This is a genomic window from Curtobacterium sp. AC272, assembly GCF_979258155.1.
In genome coordinates this window covers 505,331-522,688 of the sequence record NZ_OZ409838.1, presented here as the reverse complement: position 1 = coordinate 522,688, position 17,358 = coordinate 505,331, and the positions used below count along the sequence as shown (strand labels likewise).

At 73.1% G+C, this 17,358-nt stretch carries 14 protein-coding genes and 2 pseudogenes; 5 read left to right on the top strand and 11 right to left on the bottom strand.

Annotation, left to right across the window (positions count from 1 at the left end; translation table 11 throughout):
• Positions 1 to 122: 122 nt before the first annotated feature.
• The 5 genes and pseudogenes from ACZZ0J_RS02665 (at position 123) to ACZZ0J_RS02645 (ending at position 5,850) form a co-directional block, all read left to right on the top strand.
• Positions 123 to 1,538 (top strand): aldehyde dehydrogenase family protein, encoded by a 1,416-nt coding sequence (locus ACZZ0J_RS02665; RefSeq protein WP_463434656.1) that lies wholly within the window; start codon positions 123 to 125, stop codon positions 1,536 to 1,538.
• Positions 1,535 to 3,127 (top strand): D-glycero-beta-D-manno-heptose 1-phosphate adenylyltransferase, encoded by a 1,593-nt coding sequence (rfaE2, locus tag ACZZ0J_RS02660; protein ID WP_463434654.1) that lies wholly within the window; start codon positions 1,535 to 1,537, stop codon positions 3,125 to 3,127. The genes ACZZ0J_RS02665 and rfaE2 overlap by 4 nt, the downstream gene beginning before the upstream one ends.
• Positions 3,128 to 3,219: 92 nt before the next feature.
• Positions 3,220 to 3,978, top strand: coding sequence for a DedA family protein (locus ACZZ0J_RS02655; RefSeq protein ID WP_463434652.1), 759 nt, complete (start codon positions 3,220 to 3,222; stop codon positions 3,976 to 3,978).
• Positions 3,975 to 5,150: pseudogene (locus ACZZ0J_RS02650) on the top strand (sensor histidine kinase); the annotation flags it as partial. The gene ACZZ0J_RS02655 and the pseudogene ACZZ0J_RS02650, both read left to right, overlap by 4 nt.
• A 37-nt stretch (positions 5,151 to 5,187) precedes the next feature.
• Positions 5,188 to 5,850 carry a response regulator gene (locus ACZZ0J_RS02645; protein ID WP_123292794.1) on the top strand — a complete coding sequence of 221 codons (663 nt, stop codon included), beginning with the start codon at positions 5,188 to 5,190 and terminating at the stop codon, positions 5,848 to 5,850.
• A 210-nt stretch (positions 5,851 to 6,060) separates the two neighbouring features.
• On the opposite strand, the gene phoA is transcribed toward ACZZ0J_RS02645, so the two are convergent.
• The 11 genes and pseudogenes from phoA to ACZZ0J_RS02590 form a co-directional block, all read right to left on the bottom strand.
• The gene (phoA, locus tag ACZZ0J_RS02640; protein WP_463434650.1) at positions 6,061 to 7,755 is read right to left on the bottom strand and encodes an alkaline phosphatase; all 1,695 of its coding nucleotides are present in this window, start codon (positions 7,753 to 7,755) and stop codon (positions 6,061 to 6,063) included.
• A 345-nt stretch (positions 7,756 to 8,100) separates the two neighbouring features.
• Positions 8,101 to 8,601, bottom strand: coding sequence for a Dps family protein (locus ACZZ0J_RS02635; protein WP_111084072.1), 501 nt, complete (start codon positions 8,599 to 8,601; stop codon positions 8,101 to 8,103).
• A 128-nt stretch (positions 8,602 to 8,729) separates the two neighbouring features.
• On the bottom strand, positions 8,730 to 9,143 hold the full coding sequence (locus ACZZ0J_RS02630) for an SIP domain-containing protein (RefSeq protein ID WP_463434646.1): 414 nt from the start codon (positions 9,141 to 9,143) through the stop codon (positions 8,730 to 8,732).
• 29 nt (positions 9,144 to 9,172) lie between these two features.
• Entirely contained in the window at positions 9,173 to 9,889 is a 717-nt protein-coding gene (locus tag ACZZ0J_RS02625) for a TetR/AcrR family transcriptional regulator (RefSeq protein ID WP_463434644.1), read from the bottom strand.
• A gap of 71 nt (positions 9,890 to 9,960) precedes the next feature.
• A complete protein-coding gene (locus ACZZ0J_RS02620) occupies positions 9,961 to 11,856 on the bottom strand; it encodes a CocE/NonD family hydrolase (protein ID WP_463434642.1) in 1,896 nt (631 codons plus the stop codon).
• Between the two features lie 79 nt (positions 11,857 to 11,935).
• Complete coding sequence (locus ACZZ0J_RS02615) at positions 11,936 to 12,640, bottom strand: ABC transporter ATP-binding protein (protein ID WP_463434640.1); 705 nt, start codon at positions 12,638 to 12,640, stop codon at positions 11,936 to 11,938.
• Between the two features lie 148 nt (positions 12,641 to 12,788).
• A complete protein-coding gene (locus ACZZ0J_RS02610; RefSeq protein WP_463438128.1) occupies positions 12,789 to 13,244 on the bottom strand; it encodes a hypothetical protein in 456 nt (151 codons plus the stop codon).
• Positions 13,245 to 13,253: 9 nt separating this feature from the next.
• A pseudogene (locus ACZZ0J_RS02605) lies at positions 13,254 to 13,577 on the bottom strand (ATP-binding cassette domain-containing protein); the annotation flags it as partial.
• A gap of 193 nt (positions 13,578 to 13,770) precedes the next feature.
• Positions 13,771 to 14,655: an ABC transporter permease gene (locus ACZZ0J_RS02600; protein WP_463434638.1), complete on the bottom strand. Its 885-nt coding sequence runs from the start codon at positions 14,653 to 14,655 to the stop codon at positions 13,771 to 13,773.
• Positions 14,652 to 15,680, bottom strand: a complete 1,029-nt coding sequence (locus ACZZ0J_RS02595) for an ABC transporter permease (protein ID WP_463434636.1) — start codon at positions 15,678 to 15,680, stop codon at positions 14,652 to 14,654. Before ACZZ0J_RS02595 ends, ACZZ0J_RS02600 begins: the two co-directional genes overlap by 4 nt.
• Positions 15,677 to 17,278 carry an ABC transporter substrate-binding protein gene (locus ACZZ0J_RS02590; RefSeq protein WP_214546761.1) on the bottom strand — a complete coding sequence of 534 codons (1,602 nt, stop codon included), beginning with the start codon at positions 17,276 to 17,278 and terminating at the stop codon, positions 15,677 to 15,679. The genes ACZZ0J_RS02595 and ACZZ0J_RS02590 overlap by 4 nt, the downstream gene beginning before the upstream one ends.
• Positions 17,279 to 17,358: the final 80 nt, after the last annotated feature.

Below are 17,358 nucleotides of genomic sequence, written 5' to 3'. Positions count from 1 at the left end.
CCGGTGGGACGTCCAGCACCGGGCGACGGACGGCCACCGATGGACACGAAGCGCGGAGTCGAGTCGGCACACAGCGGTGTCCGAGCACCGTCTGACCCCCGTACGCCCTCCGGAAGGACACCATGACGATCGCACCCGCAGCTGCCGACGCCGCCACGGACCTGGTGGTGACCGACCCCGTCGACGGGACGGTCGCGTCGACCGTGCCACGGGCCTCCGAAGCCGAGGTCCGCGATGCGGTCGCCCGCGCCCGGGCAGCTGCCGGCCCCTGGGCGCGCACCGCACCCGCCGAGCGCGGCGCGCTGCTGCACGCGGCGGCCGAGCACGTGCGCGCACACGCCCAGGAGCTCGCCGACCTGAACACCCGCGAGACCGGCAAGGTGCCGGGTGACGCACTCGGTGGGGTCGAGGCGGGCGTGGGGACGCTCGTGCAGTACGCCGAGCTCGGACCGGTGCACCGCGGCGAGGCCCTGCGCGGGCAGTTCGGGGCCGCCGACTGGGCCGTCCCGCACCCCCGCGGCGTCGTGCTCGCCCTGACGCCGTGGAACGACCCGGTCGCCGTGGCGTGCGGCATCCTCGGTGCCGCGATCGTCACCGGCAACACCGTGGTGCACAAGGGCAGCGAGCGGTCCCCCGCCACCATCGCGCGCCTGAACGCCCTGCTCGCCGAGGTCCTGCCCGACGGCGTGCTCGTCGGCGTGGACGGGGACGGCTCGACCGGCGAGCTGTTGCTCGCCCAGGATCGCATCGACGTGTACGCGCACGTCGGGTCCACCGCGACCGGTGACCGGCTGTCCGAGGTCGCCGTCGTGACGCGTGCCCACGTGGTCCGTGAGAACGGCGGGAACGACGCGGTCGTCGTCGATGCCGACGTCGACCCGGCGTGGGCGGCCGCCCAGGTGGCGCTCGGCGCGTTCGCGAACACCGGGCAGATCTGCACCAGCGTCGAGCGCGTCTACGTGCACCGTGACGTCGCCGAGCCCTTCGTCGCCGCCCTCGTGGCCGAGGCGGAGCGCCGCACCGCCGCACCCGCGTCGACCTACGGTCCGCTGGTCGACGACCGGCTGCGCAGCACCGTGCAGGCGCACGTCGACGACGCCCTGCAGCGCGGTGCCTCGGCGCGGACCGGTGGGGTCACCCCGGACGGCGTCGGATCCTTCTACGCGGCGACCGTGCTCACCGGGTGCACCGACGACATGCTCGTGATGACCGAGGAGACCTTCGGGCCGATCGCGCCGGTCCGCGTCGTGGCCGACTTCGACGAGGGGCTGCGGCTCGCGGCCGCCGACCGGTACGGCCTGGCCGCCACCGTCCTGACGAACGACACCGGTCACGCCCTGCGCGCCGCCGCGGAGCTGCCGGTCGGCACCGTGAAGGTCAACGCGGTGTTCGGTGGTGCGCCGGGCGGCAGTGCCCAGCCGCGAGGTGCCTCCGGAGCGGGTTTCGGGTACGGCCCGCACCTGCTCGACGAGATGACCACGACCACGGTCGTGCACCTCGAGCCCGCCCCCGCACGCACCGCCGGCGGCACACGATGAGCGTCGACGTCCGGCTCGTCCGCGACCTGGTCGCCACGATCGACGACCGCGAACCGCTCGTCGTCGTGATCGGCGACTGCATCCTCGACCGGTGGACCGTGGGCGAGGCCGAGCGGGTCTCGCGCGAGGCCCCTGCACCCGTCGTCCGGGTCACCGAGACGATCGCGGTGCCCGGTGGCGCCGCGAACACCGCGGTGAACGCCCGCGCGCTCGGCGCCCGGGTCCGGCTCGTCGGACTCATCGGCGACGACGAGGCCGGTGGCGTCCTGCGCGAACGGCTCGAGACCGCGGGCGTCGACACCGCGTTCCTGGTCGAGATCGCCGGAGCGCGCACCACCACCAAGTCCCGCGTGGTCGGTGGCGACCGGGTCGTGGTCCGGGTCGACGACCTGGCCGGAACCCCGACCGCCGACCACAACGAACGGCTGGCACGCGCCGTCGCCCGAGCGGTCCGGTGCGCCGACGCCGCGGTCGTCTGCGACTACGGACTCGGCGTCCGTGCCGAGGACGTCGTCCCGGTACTCGACCGCGACCGCCCCGGGTCCATCGTCGTCGACGCGCACGACCTGCCCCGCTGGGCCTCGTTGCGACCCGACCTCGTCACACCCAACGCCGGCGAGGCCGCAGCACTGCTCGGACGCGACCTCGGGACCGGCGCCGACCGGGTGGCCGCCGTCCTGGGCGCACGGGCCGACGTCCTCGCCCGGACCGGTGCCCGCGCGGCCGTCGTCACGCTCGACCGCGACGGCACCGTGCTGCTCGAGCGCAGCACGGACGAGGGTTTCCGCACCCGTGCGGTGCCGGCCTCGGAGCAGCAGGCGTCCGGAGCCGGGGACACGTTCTGCGCCGCCGCGACGGTGGCGCTCGCGGTCGACGCGTCCGTCCGTGATGCCGTGTCCGTGGCACAGGCCGCCGCCGACGTCGTCGTCCGCGAAGCCGGTACGTCGGTCTGCAGCGCCGCCGCGTTGCTCGACTCGGTGACGGCGCCGGCCGCGACCGTCGTCGACCACGACGAACTCGCGGCCGCCGTCGAACGGGCCCGTCAGGTCGGTCGTCGCGTGGTGTTCACGAACGGCTGCTTCGACGTCGTGCACCGTGGGCACACGACGTACCTGCGCCAGGCCCGGGACCACGGCGACCTGCTCGTCGTCGCGTTGAACGACGACGACTCGGTGCGGCGGCTGAAGGGCCCGGAACGCCCGATCAACCCGGCCGAGGACCGCGCCGGGGTGATCGCCGCCCTCGCCTGCGTCGACCTGGTGACGGTCTTCGCGACCGACACCCCGATCCCGCTCATCGAACGGCTGCGCCCCGAGGTCTACGTCAAGGGCGGCGACTACTCGCCCGAGATGCTCCGCGAGACGGCGGTCGTGCGCGGGTACGGCGGCGAGGTGGTCATGGTCGACTACGTCCCCGAGCACTCCACGACGGCCGTGGTCCGACGCATCCGCGAAGCCGCGGCCGGGTCGGCCGGGTCGGCCGGGTCCGCGAAGCCACCCGCGGCGTCGGCCGGGTCCGCGGTGCCAGCCGCCGCGTCGGCCGGGTCGGACCCCGAGGGGACCACCGACGGAAAGGTCATACCGCAGTAGGGGTCGTCGAGACCCCGGCGGGATGGCAGCGCTCCCGGCGCTCCGTAGCGTCGAACCCGTCGACGAGGTCCGTCGGCGGAGGGAGCGTCGCCGTGTTCGACCAGATCACCCCGTTCGTCGTCGAGTTGGCCGCGAGTCCGCTGGTCTACGTCGTGCTCGTCGCCCTGTGCTTCGTCGACGGCTTCTTCCCGCCGGTCCCGAGCGAGTCGGCGCTGGTCGCCGTCGCCGCGATCGCCGCGACGTCCGGCCAGCCCGTCCTGGCCGGGGTCCTGGTGGCCGCTGCCGTGGGGGCGATCGCGGGTGACTCGGTGGCGTACTGGATCGGCCGCCGGATCGGACTCGCCCGCCTGGCGCAGTCGCGACGGCCGCGGATCGCCGCGGCGTTCGCGTTCGCCGAACGGCAGATGCAGCGCCGGTCCGCGAGCCTGATCTTGGTCGGCCGCTACATCCCCGTCGGCCGGGTCGCGGTGAACACGACCGCCGGCGCGACACGACTGCCGTACCGACGCTTCCTCGCCATCAGTGCGATCGCGGGGACGGCGTGGTCCGCGACCTCGGTCGGGATCGCCCTGGCAGCATCGCAGGTGCTGCACGAGCCGCTCGTCGCCGCCCTGGTGTCGATGGTGGTCGCGGGCGGCCTCGGCATCGCGGTCGACCGGGTCATCGGTAGCATCAGCCGCAGGCGCGATGCCCGTGCCGTCCGAGCGGCCGCCGCGATCGCACCCACGACCGGCGTGCCCACGACCGACGTGTCCGCGACCGACGTGCCGACCGCGAGCACAGCACCCGTCGCGCACGCCCCGTCCGCCACACCCCGCATCGTCCCCACCGGAGAGATCGTCCGACCGTGACCACCGCCCTGCTCCGCCCGCGACCGACCTGGCTGCCGCTGGCGACCCGGATCGCACTCGTGGTCGCGGTGGTGTCCCTGTTCAGCGTCGCCGCCCCGGTGACCTCGGTGTACTACGCCGTCGCCGTCCCGCTCTCCCTGCTCGTGTCGGCGGTGCTCGCGGTCAGCATCGGCATCGCCCCGTTCGTCCCCCGCACCGCCGCCGCCGCCCACCTGGTCGGACTCGTCGCGCTCAGCCTGCTCACCGCCCCGGTCGAGACGAGCCCGTGGCCGATCCCGGTCACCGGCATCATCGGCCTGAGCGTCCTGCTCGTCGTGCTCGGGGTCCGCTCGACGTGGCGGCTGACCGCGATCGTGTGGGCCGTCGCCGCCGTGCTCCCCCTGCTGCTCGTCGCCGTGACGCCGGGCCGCTGGGACCAGCCCGCCGTGTGGGCGACGAGCTTCGTCGTGTCCGCCGGCGACACACTCCTGGTCGCCGCGGCCGCCGTCGTCATCGGGCAGCGCCGCAGCATCCGCCAGGAGCTCGTCGCCGCCCGCCGCGACGCCGAGCTCGAGCAGGCCCGGCGCCGTACGGTCGAGGAGCGCTCCCGGATCGCCCGCGAGCTGCACGACGTCGTCGCGCACAGCATGTCCGTCGTGCACATGCAGGCGGAGTCGGCCCCGTACCGGGTGGCCGACCTGCCGCAGGAGGCCCGCGCCGAGTTCGCCGCGATCGCCGAGACCTCCCGCACGGCGCTGCGCGAGATGCGCCAGCTGCTCGGCACCCTGCGCGGGGACACCGCCGCCGAACGCGCGCCGCAGCCGGACCTCGCCGACCTGCCCGCGCTCGTGCAGGCCACGCGCGCCGCCGGCATGCCCGTGGAGCTCGACGTCGACGTCGCCGACGACGTCGACCGGCTCGCACAGCTCACCGTCTACCGGGTCGTGCAGGAGGCGCTCGGCAACGTCGCCCGGCACGCGCCCGGCGCGTCCACCGTCGTGACGGTCAGGAGGCTCGACACGCGTCTCCGGGTCGAGGTCGCCAACACCGCTCCACCCGCTGGCACCGTGCCGGCCGCACCACCCGACGACGGTGGCTTCGGCCTGGCCGGGATGCGCGAGCGGGTGACGGCGCTCGACGGCATGATCGAGCACGGCCCCGTGGCGGACGGGGGCTTCGCGGTCGTGGTGACCCTGCCCGTCCGCGTGCCGGCAGCCGACGGGGAAGCCGATGACGCGGGTGATGGTGGTGGACGACCAGCAGATGTTCCGCATGGGACTGCGGGCGATCCTCCAGGCCCAGGACGACGTCGAGGTCGTCGGCGAGGCCGCGAACGGTGCCGAGGCGGTGGTCGCGGCGATCCGGCTGCAACCGGACGTGATCCTGATGGACGTCCGGATGCCGGAACTCGACGGGATCGAGGCGACCCGACGGATCACCGCGGCGCCGACGGACCGACCCGTCCGCGTGGTCATGCTGACGACGTTCGACATCGACGACTACGTGTTCGACGCCCTGCGGGCCGGGGCGAGCGGCTTCCTGCTCAAGGACGCGAGCGCCGACGAGCTCGTCGCGGCGGTGCGCACGGTGGCCGCGGGCGAGGCACTGCTCGCGCCGCGCGTGACCCGGCACCTGGTCGAGGCGTTCGTCGCCGGACCGGTCACCGCCGCTCCGCGCACCGAGGTGCTCGACGTCCTGACCGACCGGGAGCGCGACGTGTTCCTGCTCATGGCGCGCGGGCGGTCGAACGGCGAGATCGCGGGCGACCTGTTCATCGCTGAGCAGACCGTCAAGACCCACGTGGGCCGGGTGCTGGCGAAGTTGCAGTTGCGCGACCGGGTGCACGCCGTGGTGCTGGCGTACGAGGCCGGCCTGGTCCGCCCGTCCGCCTGACGCGCCGCGCTCCCGGCGCCCCGCCGCACCGCTCACGTCCGCCGAGGTTCCGAGATCTGCGCACCTGGCGTGCTCAGATGCGCATCCGCGGAACCTCGGCGGCGACCCGGCGGCGTGTCGGGCGACCTCGCGCCGGGCGACCTCGCGCCGCCCGACCTCGCGCCGCCCGACCTCGCGCCGCCCGACCTCGTGCCGCGCGGCACGCTCCGATCAGCGCACGCGCACCCGCACCGTCGCCTCGGTGCCGGACTGCACGCCGGTGAACGTCACCGTCGTGGTGCCCCGTTCGGCTCGCCACCGGGTGGCAGCCGTGCCGTCCACGACGTCCACCGTGCCGAGGTCAGCACCTCCGACGCGCACCCGGACCTGGCGGTCTCCGGCGAACCGGCTGCCCGTCAGGGTGACCCGCTCACCGCGGTGCGGCGAACGATCGGACAGCTCGACCCGGGCACCACGGCTCAGCGCGGCGAGGTCGTCGTTCAACCGCAGCCCCTCCGAGACGGTGAAGAACGTGTCGGTCTGGTCGGTCAGGCCGACCACGTTCGCCGCCCCGGGACCGTAGGCCGCGATCCGGACCTGGGTTCCGGTGTGCTGCTGGGACGAGCCGGCACCTGCCGTGCCGTAGGAGACCTTCATCGTGGCACCGTCGGCGGTGCGCAGGGCGGTGGACAGCGAGGTCGGCGGCGTGCCGTCGACGATCTGGCTCGAGTGGGCGTGGTCCGCCGTCGCGATGACGAGGGTGTTGCCGTCCCGCTTCGCGAACGCGAGCGCGGACTGCACCGCTTCGTCGAAGTCGATCGTCTCACCGATCTGGCCGCAGGCGTCGGCCGCGTGGTCCTGCTTGTCGATGCTCGCGCCCTCGACCTGCAGGAAGAAGCCCTTGCCGTGCTTGCTGCGGTCGCGGTCCAGCAGGGCGATCGACTTGTCCGTCAGCGACTGCAGCGACAGGTCGGTCGACAACCGCGCCGGGTTCGCCTGGCAGGTCACGGGTGCCTGGTCGGCCCCGCCGACGGTGGCCGTCGTGGGTGCGTACCGGGTCGGGAAGTTGCCGGGCGTGAACAGCCCGAGCAGCGGCTTCGCCTGGTCGGCCCGGCGCACCCCGGTGAGACCGGCTGCGTCGGAGACGACCTGGTACCCGCGGTCGGCTGCCTGGTCGAACAGCGTCTCCCCCTGCCACTGACCGGCCTTGGCGGTCTGCGAGAAGCTCGCCGAGCCGCCGCCGAGGGTGACGTCGGGGCGTGCGCCGAGCAGCTGCTCGCTGATCGAGCCGAGGCCACCGTTCTGCAGGGCGTCGGTGCCGCACGAGGCGGTGTCCGGTCCGTAGCAGGAGCGGGCGCCGACGTGCGCGACCTGGACGGCCGGGGTGGCGTCCTGGATCTCGGCGGTCGAGACGTTGCCGGTCCGGAGGCCGTTCGCCTTCGCGAGTTCCAGGAGCGTCTGCTGCGGCGCGCCGTCCAGGTCGACGGAGATGGCGCCGTCGTAGGTCTTGGTGCCGGTCGCCCAGGCGCTGCCCGAGGCCGCGGAGTCGGTGACGTAGTCCGGCTTGCCCTTGTCCGCACCGTCCTTGGTGAGCGAGTAGGTCGTGTACGAGCCCGTCAGCGGAAGCGCGTCGAGGCCCGGCAGCCGGCCCGCGGCGCCGTACTGGTAGTTGCGCGCGATGGTGACCTCGGAGTCGCCCATCCCGTCGCCGATGAGCAGGATGACGTTCTTCGCGCCGGCTCGCTCGATGGCCTGCTGGACCGACCGGGTCTGGTCGCCGGCGGCGCGCTGTGCGCCGCCGTGCTGATCGAGCGCGAGCTGCCCGACGGCCTCGGCGGTGCCGGGCAGTGCGATCGCGCCGGCGATCAGGACGGCGCCGAGTGTCAACGCCGCGCGGCCGCGGCGTCTCGGAGTGTGGTGTTCCATGTCGGTTCCCCTCGTCGTGTGCCCCGAACGGGTGCCATCCGAGGATGGCCTGTGCGGAGGTACAGGCGGGTGAACCGGCGGCGTCGGCCAGGTGAACGTGGTGCCCCCGACGCGCCCGACGCGCCCGCCGCGCCGCTCACGTCCCCCGAGGTTCCGAGATCTGCACATCTGGCGCGCCGGAACGTCGGTTCGTGGAACCTCGGCGTAGCGCCGGCGGCGTGTCGCCCAGCCGCGCCCAGTCGCGCACGGGGTCGACGCGGGTCGCGGTGGGCAGACGCGACGACAGACGGACGGGAGGCCCGGTGCCAGCTGGCACCGGGCCTCCCGTCCGGGGGTGGTCGCGACTCAGGCGGCGAGGTGCGCCTGCAGGAACCAACGGTCCTTCGTCAGACCGCGCTCGATCTCGATGACGACGTCCTGGCTGTTGAGGTCGACCTCGTCGAGGCCCTCGACGGCGCGACGGACCTGCAGCAGGGCCGCGTCGATCTGGGCGATGACCTCGGTGATGGTGACGTCGGAGTTCTGGAAGCCCTGCGACAGCGGCGGCAGCGTCGTGTTGGCGGCGACGGTCGCGATGCGCGAGTCGACCGGCAGGCCGAGGGCGACGATGCGCTCCGCGGCGGTGTCGGCGTACGCCTGGGCGTGCTCGACGATGTCGTCGAGGAGCTCGTGCACACCGACGAAGTTGCGGCCACGGACGTGCCAGTGCGCCTGCTTGCCGTTGACGACGAGTGCCTCGAGGTCGATCACGACGGGGGCGAGGAACTGTGCCACTCCGGCGGCGAGCTCCGGCGTCGTCGAGAACGGGGACGTGGTGGTCGTGGTGCTGGTGGTGGTCGTGGTCATGTCTGAACCTCCTGCGTCGTGGTTACACCGGATCGCTGGGCCTGTCCTGACCAGTTCGGTGCTGCCGATGGACACAACCATGCCCGCTTCTCTTGTATGCCGCAAGGAAGCGGAGGCTGCCCTTACCGTCAGCCGACGAGCGTGTCGAAGCCGGCGTCGCTCAGCTCGATCTGGACGGCGGAACGCGCGCGCTCGACCCAGGGGCTGTCGGTGCACCCGATCCAGACGCTCGTGCGCGGCTCGCAGTCGGCGACGCACCACTCGGTCGCCCAGCCGGTCAGGGCGTGTGCGAGGGCCTCGCCGTGGTCGGCGAAGACGAGTGGCGACACCGCCGAGGTGCGGGCGCTACGGACCAGCCACGTCACGGTCACGCGGGGCGGTGCGGGCAGGATGCGGACCTGCTCGTCGAGCGCGACCTCGACGAAGACCTGTCCGTACGCGTTCTCCGGCAGGTCTTCGAGCTGACGGCGGATCTCCGGCAGGTCCTCGACGCCGCCGGCGATGAGGATGCGTTCGCTGGGCTGTCGCCGGGTCCGTGCCATGCTGCAACGGTAGGGCAAGCCTTACCTCATCACAAGGCCTGCTGGCCGGTTCCGGCGATCTCCACAGCCGGCACACCGAGTTCGTGCGCCAGGAACGTCCACATCCACGACAGCGCGACGGTGTGCGTGAGCCCCGGAACGCCCTGGGCGATCTGCGTCGCGACCCCGTCGCTGTAGGCCGCGAGCTTCAGGGCGACGGTGTCCGGGTCGATCGGTCCGGCGCCGCCCGGGAACGTGCCGGCGTCGGCCCCGCGGCGGATCACGCGGACCAGACAGGCCTCCCAGACGCGGATCCGTTCGGCGTACTCGGCGGCCACCTCGGGCCGACGGGCGACCGCGGTCCAGTAGTCGGACCAGATCCGCCAGTGCTGCCGGACCTGTTCGGTGTCGTCGAACAGGGGCGCCACGAGCATCCGCAGCGCCTCGACGGGGTCGGACTCGGCGTCGACGGCGATGACGATCGCCCCGTAGAAGCGCTCCGTCTCGAGCACGACGACCTCGTTGAGGATCTCCGCCACGCTGCCGAAGTGGTAGGTCACGGTGCCGACGGAGACACCGGCCTCGGCGGCGATGTCGCGCAGCCCCGTCGCGCCGACACCGTTCCGGACGATCACGGCACGGGCGGCCGCGACGATCATCGCGCGCCGGACCTCGGGACGCTGCCGGACGCGCGGCGCCGCACCCGCTGCGGCGCCCGGTGCAGCCCCTGCCGCCGCCCCCGGTGCAGCCCCCGCTGCCCCGGTCACGCCGAGGTCCTCGGCACGTCGTCGACGAAGGTCTGCTCGGTGACCAGCACCTCGGGGACGTCCGCGCCCCGTCACGGGCCCAGGCCCGCACGGTGTTCACGACGTGGAAGGCCTCGGCGTCGGCGGTGACCTCGGAGGACGTCTCGAGTCGTGCCGACCACTCCGGCTTCTCCAGGCCGATCGCCCAGCGCGACGACGCCACGGCCGAGTTCGGGTCGTCCGACCGGATGCGGTACGTCTCGCGGGCGTCCTCGCTGAAGACGAGCCCGTCGGGGTAGACCCGTCCGCCGCCGTACCCGGGGTCGACGTCGAGGGTCCACTCCCGTCTCGACGTCGTGCGTGACGGCGCGCTGGGGCAGATGCTCGGTCGGTGCCACGCGCTCGATCGCGAGCGGCGTCGACCGCTCGGGTTCGTCGAAGCGCACGTCGTCGTCGGTCTCGCGCGTCCAGACCGGCAGGCACACCTCGGACGCAGTCGGGTCGATCGTGACGGTGGCCTCGGTGCCGTGCGGCCAGACCCAGGGCCAGTACGACGACGACACCGCGATCCGCAGGCGGTGCCCGGCGGCGAACCGGTGACCGGTCGCGACGAGCTGCACCGGCAGGGACGCCGGTTCGCCGGGGACCAGCGGGTCCGCCCGGTCCATGCCGTCCCGCTTCGCCGCGTTGAGCACCCCGCGCGTCACGAGGGTCGACGAGCCGTCCGGCGCGACGTCGCACAGCCGCACCGTCAGGGTGGCGCGGGGCTGGTCGCTCGTGACCGACAGGGTGACGAGTGCGTTGCCGAGCAGGTCGAACGCCCTGCCGACGGGCAGGTCGAAGCAGACGGAGCGGCCGTCCTCGGCACGCTGGTCGGGTGGCAGGTCGGTCGCGTTGCCGAACGGGAAGAACCGTCCGGCGTCGGCGCCGGTGTGCTGCGGCGACCGGACAACCACCGGCCCGTCCTCGCCACCGCGAAGCGTCGCGAGGGGCAGCGCGCGCCGGTGCGTCGCCGCCGAGGGCCACGCCTCGGCGCCGACCCACCGGCCCCGTCGCGAGGCGTAGTACGTCGCCGGGCCCTCGCCCTCGTTGATCCAGGCGCGGAGTGCGGGGTCCTCCTCCACGCCGGTGTCGATCCCGCGCAGCCAGCGGTCCCACCAGCGCAGTGTCTCTTGCAGGAACCCGATCGACGGTCCGGGTGCGAGACCGCGGTCCGGGTACTGGTGCGACCACGGTCCGACGATGCCCTTGACCGGGGACTGCACCTTCGACACCAGTCGGAGCACGGCGTCGCGGTACGGGTCCGCCCAGCCGCCGACGGCGAGGACCGCTGCGCCGATGGTGCCGTAGTCCTCGGCGGCGCTGCCGTGCCGCCAGTAGTCGTCGCGCTCCTGGTGCGCGAGCCACACCGGCGTCATCGGGCGGTTCGACTCCAGCCGCTCGCGCCACCGGTCGACCCAGTCCGTGCCGACGACCTCGGGCCGCGGTGGTCGCGAGTTGAACGCGAACATCGTCGCGCCCCATGCCGCCATGTCGATGCCGAGCACCGCTCCGCCGACGTAGTGCACGTCGTTGTCGTACCGGTCGTCGGTCGAGCACACCGTGACGATGGCCTTGAGGGCAGCGGCGCGCGCGCTGCCAGCTGCAGGGCGTTGAACCCACCCCACGAGATGCCGAACATGCCGACGGCGCCCGTCGACCACTCCTGCTCGGCGAGCCAGGCGATCACGGCCTCTCCGTCGCGGAGCTCCTGCTCGCTGTACTCGTCGTCGAAGAACCCGTCCGACGAGCCGCTGCCCCGGATGTCGACCCGGACCGAGGCGTACCCGTGCTGGGCGTACCAGGGGTGCCGCTCGGAGTCGCGCGGCGCGGTCCAGTCGTCGAGTCGGTACGGCAGGTACTCGAGCAGCACCGGTACCGGCCCGTCGGGCGACGCCGGTGACCAGATCCGGGTGTGCAGCCGGACGCCGTCGGGCATCGGGATCCACTCGTCGCGGACGGTCACGCCGTCCGGCAGCGAGTCCGGCACGCCGATGGCGGTGAAGGTGGCGGGAGTGGTCCCGTCGCTCATGCGTCCTCCCAGTTGTGGGTGCGGTGGCCGTCGCCGTGGTCGGTCCAGCCCTCGGTGTGCCGCCAGCGCGGTACCCCGTCGCCGACGTCGGGCAGCTCGGTGCTGCCCGGTTCGAGCGTCGCGGCCAGCAGGGTCGACGTGTACGGGTGGTTCGGGCCGGTGAAGACCCGTTCGGTCGGTCCGATCTCGACGATCCGGCCGCCGGTCATCACGGCGACCCGGTCGGCCACGCCCCGGACGACGGCCAGGTCGTGGCTGATGAACAGGCAACTGAGCCCGCGCGAGCGCTGCAGGTCGGCGAGGAGCGCGAGGATCCCGGCCTGCACCTGCACGTCGAGCGCGGTGGTGATCTCGTCGGCGATGACCAGGCGCGGCTCGGCGGCGAGGGCCCGGGCGATGCCGACGCGCTGCCGCTGCCCGCCGGAGAGCTGTGCCGGCAGCCGCTCGGCGAACTCCGGGCCGAGGCCGACCTGGGTGAGCAGCTCGCCGACGCGCTGCCGCGAGGACGTGCCCGTGAACAGCTTGAGCGGTCGCCCGATCGCCGCGCCCACGGTGCGCCGCGGGTTGAGCGACGTGTCGGCGTTCTGGAACACGAGCTGCACCGCACGACGGAGGTCCGGGGACCGTCCGGCGATCGGCTCGCGCAGGTCGCCGCTCACGGTCCCGTCGTCGAACGCGAACGTGCCCGACTCGGCCGGCACCAGGCCGGCCAGGGCGGTCGCGAGCGTCGACTTGCCGCTTCCGGACTCCCCACGACCGCGAGCGTCTCACGTGGCGCGATCGTGAAGGACACGCCGTCGACGGCGGCCGGTAGGCCGCGTCCGTAGCGGATCACCAGGTCCTCGGCGGTCACCACGGGACGGACGAGCGGTTCGGGAGGCACGGTTCGGCCGGCCGTGGAGGCGAGCGTCGACGAGACGGTCGCCGTCTCGGGCACGCGATCCGTCCCTCCCCCATCGGCACGGCCGTCTCGCCGCTGGCGCGTCGATCCGGAACCGGCGACGTGGGCCCAGGCCGTCGCCCGTCCGGTACCGCGGCCAGCAGGGCGCGCGTGTACTCGTGCTGCGGGGCGGCGAAGAGCGCCGCCGTGGCGGCGTGCTCGACGATCTCGCCGTCGCGCATGACGGCGATCTCGTCCGCCATCGCCGAGACGACCCCGAGGTCGTGGCTGACGAGCAGGACGGCCATGCCGAGCTGCCGTCCGAGGTCCGCGATCAGGTCGAGGACGGCAGCCTGGGTGACGACGTCGAGCGCGGTCGTGGGCTCGTCGAGCACCAGGACGCGCGGGCGGGCGGCGACGGCCATCGCGATGGCGATGCGCTGCTGCTGCCCGCCGGAGAGCTGGTGCGGGTAACGGCGGACGATCGCGTCGGGGTCTGGCAGCCGGACCAACCGGACCAGCTCGGCGACGCGCTCGGGGCCGTCGGGTTCGCGGTGGGCGCGCAGGGCCTCGCGGATCTGCTCGCCGACCCGCATCGACGGGGTGAGCGCCTGGCCGGCGTTCTGCGCGACGACGGAGGCGACGCCGCCGCGGAGCTCGCGGCGGCCGGACGGCGAAAGCGCGAACACGTCGTCGCCGCCGACGCGGACCGAGCCGCCGACGATCGTCGAGCCCGCGCGGAGGTGCGCGAGCAGGGTCCGGGCGACGGTGGACTTGCCGCTGCCGGACTCCCCGACGAGGCCGAGGGTGCGCCCGGCTGGATCGCGAAGGACACGCCGCGCACCACGGGGACCAGGCGCTTGCCGGCCGCGTAGGAGATCGCGAGGTCGTCGACGCGGACGATGGGGTCCGTCGCGGTCGCCGGTGCGGCCGGTGCGGTGTCGGTGTGCGTCATGCGCTCACTCCCTTCGTGGCGCGGTCGACTCCGAGCGACTTGCTCAGGCCGTCGGCTGCGAGGTTGAGCCCGATCACCAGGGTCGCCAGGGCGACGATCGGTGCGAGCGTGCCGAGCGGCACCACGGTCAGCGCCGTTCGGTTCTCCTGCACCATCAGCCCCCAGTCCGGCGTCGGTGGGTTGGCGCCGAAGCCGAGGAAGGACAGCGACGCGACGAGCAGCACGATCCACGAGGCCCGCATGGCGTACTCGACGAGCACCACGTCGAGGACGTTCGGCAGGATCTCGCGGAACACGATCGACAGCGCGCGTTCACCCCGGGCCCGGGCGGCCGTCACGTAGTCCTGCGTGATGACGGTGCGGGCGGCACCGCGGACGACGCGGGTCACGGCGGGCGCGTAGACGACGGTGACGGCGAGGACGATGACCCAGAGCCCGGCGTCGAAGACGGTGACGACGACGAGCAGGGCGAGGATCGACGGCACGCTGAGCAGGGCGTCGACGACGCGCATGACGGCCTCGTCGAACCAGTTGTCCGCGTACGCCGTGATGCAGCCGAGCACCGTGCCGACCGCGACCGCGATCGTCGTGGCCAGGAACGTCACGAGCAGGGCGTACCGGCCGCCGTTGAGCGTCCGCGACAGCACGTCACGGCCGTACTGGTCGGTGCCGAGCCAGTGCGTCCAGGTCGGGCCGGCGAGGACGTCGCCGGCGTTCGTCGCCACCGGGTCGTACCCGGCGATGACCGGTGCGAGCAGGGCGAGCACGACGTGCAGGGCGATGAGGCCGAGGCCGATGCTCAGCGCCGTCGAGCCGCGCAGGGGCGCGAGGGCCCCGGCGAGGACGAGGCGTCCGGGGCGGCGGGTGGCGGTGGCGGTCATGCGGCGGCCTTCCTGGTGCTGCGCGTCGTGCGGGTGCGCGTGCGCGGTCGCCGCTGGCGGGTCCGCAGCTTCGGGTCGAGGGCGAGCGCCACGAGGTCGGCGGCGAGGTTGCAGACGACGTAGATGACGGCGCTCAGGAGCGCGATCGCCTCGATCGTCGGCAGGTCGCGGTTGAAGACCGACTCGAGCATGAGCTTGCCCATGCCCGGGTAGTTGAAGACGTTCTCGACGACGACGACCCCGCCGAGCAGCCAGGCGACGTTGAGCGCGACGACGTTCAGCGTCGGCAGCAGCGCGCTCGGCACCGCGTGCTTCCAGACCACGCGACGCATCGTCAGGCCCTTGAGCTCCGCCGTGGTGACGAACTCGGACGCCATCACGTCGATGGTCGAGGAGCGGGCGGTGCGCACGATGTAGGCGGCCATCGCCAGGGTGAGCACGATGATCGGCAGCCAGATCGTCGGCAGGAGTTCGCCGACCGTGGCGTCGCTCCCCCGCAGCACGACGGCGGGGAAGACCGGCAGGCCGATCGCGAAGAGCAGCACGAGCACGGTCGCGACCATGAACTCGGGCACGCTCATCACGACGAGGCTGACGATCGAGATCACCTTGTCGGACGGGCGACCCCGACGGACCCCGGCGAGGACGCCGAGCGTCAGTGAGACCGTGACGCCGACGAGCATGGCGGGCACGGCGATGAGCATGCTGTTCCGGAAGGCGGTGAACAGCGTCGGCGCGACGGCTTCGCCGCTGACGAGCGAGGTGCCGAAGTCGCCGTGCACCGCGCCACCGAGCCACTGCAGGTAGCGGAGCCACACGTTCTGGTCGAGGCCGAGGGTCTCGCGGAGCTGCTTCACGGCGCCCGGGGTGGCGTTCTGGCCGAGGAGCTGCTGCGCGACGTCGCCGGGCAGTGCCTGCACGGCCAGGAACACGAAGAGCGAGGCGAGCACGACCGTGAGCACGGCGATGCCTACTCGGCGAAGGACGGGGACGAGGACGTCCGACGGGGTGTTCCTGGTCGTCATCGGCGCAGTCCGATCCGGAGGTAGTCGAACTCGAAGCCGTACTCCGAGTAGTTCACGACGTCGCGGGACAGCCCCACGAGCCGGTCGCCGAACATCGGGGTCATGTCGGCCCCGTCCTCGACCACGAGCCGCTGGGCGTCCTGGTAGAGCGTCAGCCGCTTGGCGTCGTCCATCTCGGCGCGGGCGTCGTCGAGCAGCCCGTCGAAGGTCTCGTTCGACCACGCGCTCTCGTTGTAGGACGAGCCCGTGCGGAAGATCTGGTTGAGGAGCTGGTCGATCGGCCGGCCGGTGAACCAGTAGCTCACCATGAGCGGCTTCTGCATCCAGATCTGCGTGTAGTACGAGTCCGAGCTCGCGTTGCGGACCGTCAGGCGGATGCCCGCGTCGGCGACGGCGTCGCGGTAGGCGACCGCCATCGGCGTGAAGACCGACTCGTAGCTCGACGTGTAGATCGAGGTCCGGAACCCCTCGTGACCGGCCTGCTTGAGCAGCGCCTTCGCCTTGTCCGGGTCGTACTCGCGGTGGTCGTCGACGAACGCGGCGAGCTGCGGCGGGACGGGGTTGTCCCACCCTGGCGAGCCGGTGCCCTGCAGGGCGGTGTCGACGATCTGCTGCGGGTCGTAGGCGAGCTTCATCGCCTGGCGGACCCGCGGGTCGCTGAACTCGTCGCTCGTGGCGAGCATCGGGATCGTGTACCACTGGGCGTTCTTCGACCGGGCGACGGTGGCGCGGTCGGACGCGGACACCACCCGAGCGGTCGCGAAGTCCAGGTTCGTCTGCGAGATCAGGTCGATCTGGCCGGCGAGGAGCGCGTTCACCCGGGCGGTGGTGTCCTGGATCGAGTAGAAGTCGATGCCGTCCAGCGCGGGACGCCCGGCGAAGTGGTCCTCGAACGCCTCGACACTGCCGGCACCGGCGGGGGTGAACGCGGAGAGCCGGAACGGACCCGTCCCGATCCCGGTGCGGCCGATGTCGGCGATCGCGGCCGCCGGCACGATGTAGCACTGGTACGCGGTGAGCAGCGACGGGAACTCGGCGTTCGGCTTGGTCAGCGAGAACCGCAGCGTGTACGGGTCGGTCGCACGCATCGAGTCGGCGTCCATCACCTCGCCGAGGACCCCGGCCTGCGGGCTGCCGGTCTTCTCGTCGAGGATGTGCCGGATGCTCGCGATGGCGTCGTCCGCGGTGAAGCGGCTGCCGTCGTGGAAGGTGACGCCACGGCGGAGCGAGAACGTCCACTCGGTGCCGTCGGCGTTCGCGGACCACTCCTCGGCGAGGTCGGGCACGGTGGTGCCCTGTTCGTCGAGCTTGACGAGTCGGTTGTAGAGCGCGCCGAGGTACTCGTACGCCGACAGGGAGCTGGCGGAGTCGAGGGTCTCGGCGGCCGAGGCGGCCGGGCGCGCGATGCGCAGGCGACCGCCGCGTCGGGCGACGCCGGTGGCCGCCGCCTCGGGGATGGTGGGCGTGCCGGCGTTCGCGCCGGAGCTGCACCCCGTCAGGGTGAGCAGGCCGAGGCCGGCCAGACCGGCGGCGCCGGTGAGGAGCGCTCGACGGCTCGGGCCGCGGGCGTTCCGGGGTTCGGGGACGATGGGCTGCATTCGGGGTGGCCCCTCCTGTAATCGTTCCGGTGAACGATAGAGGGAACCCGGCGATCCCCCAACTCCTGCTCCTCGTCCTC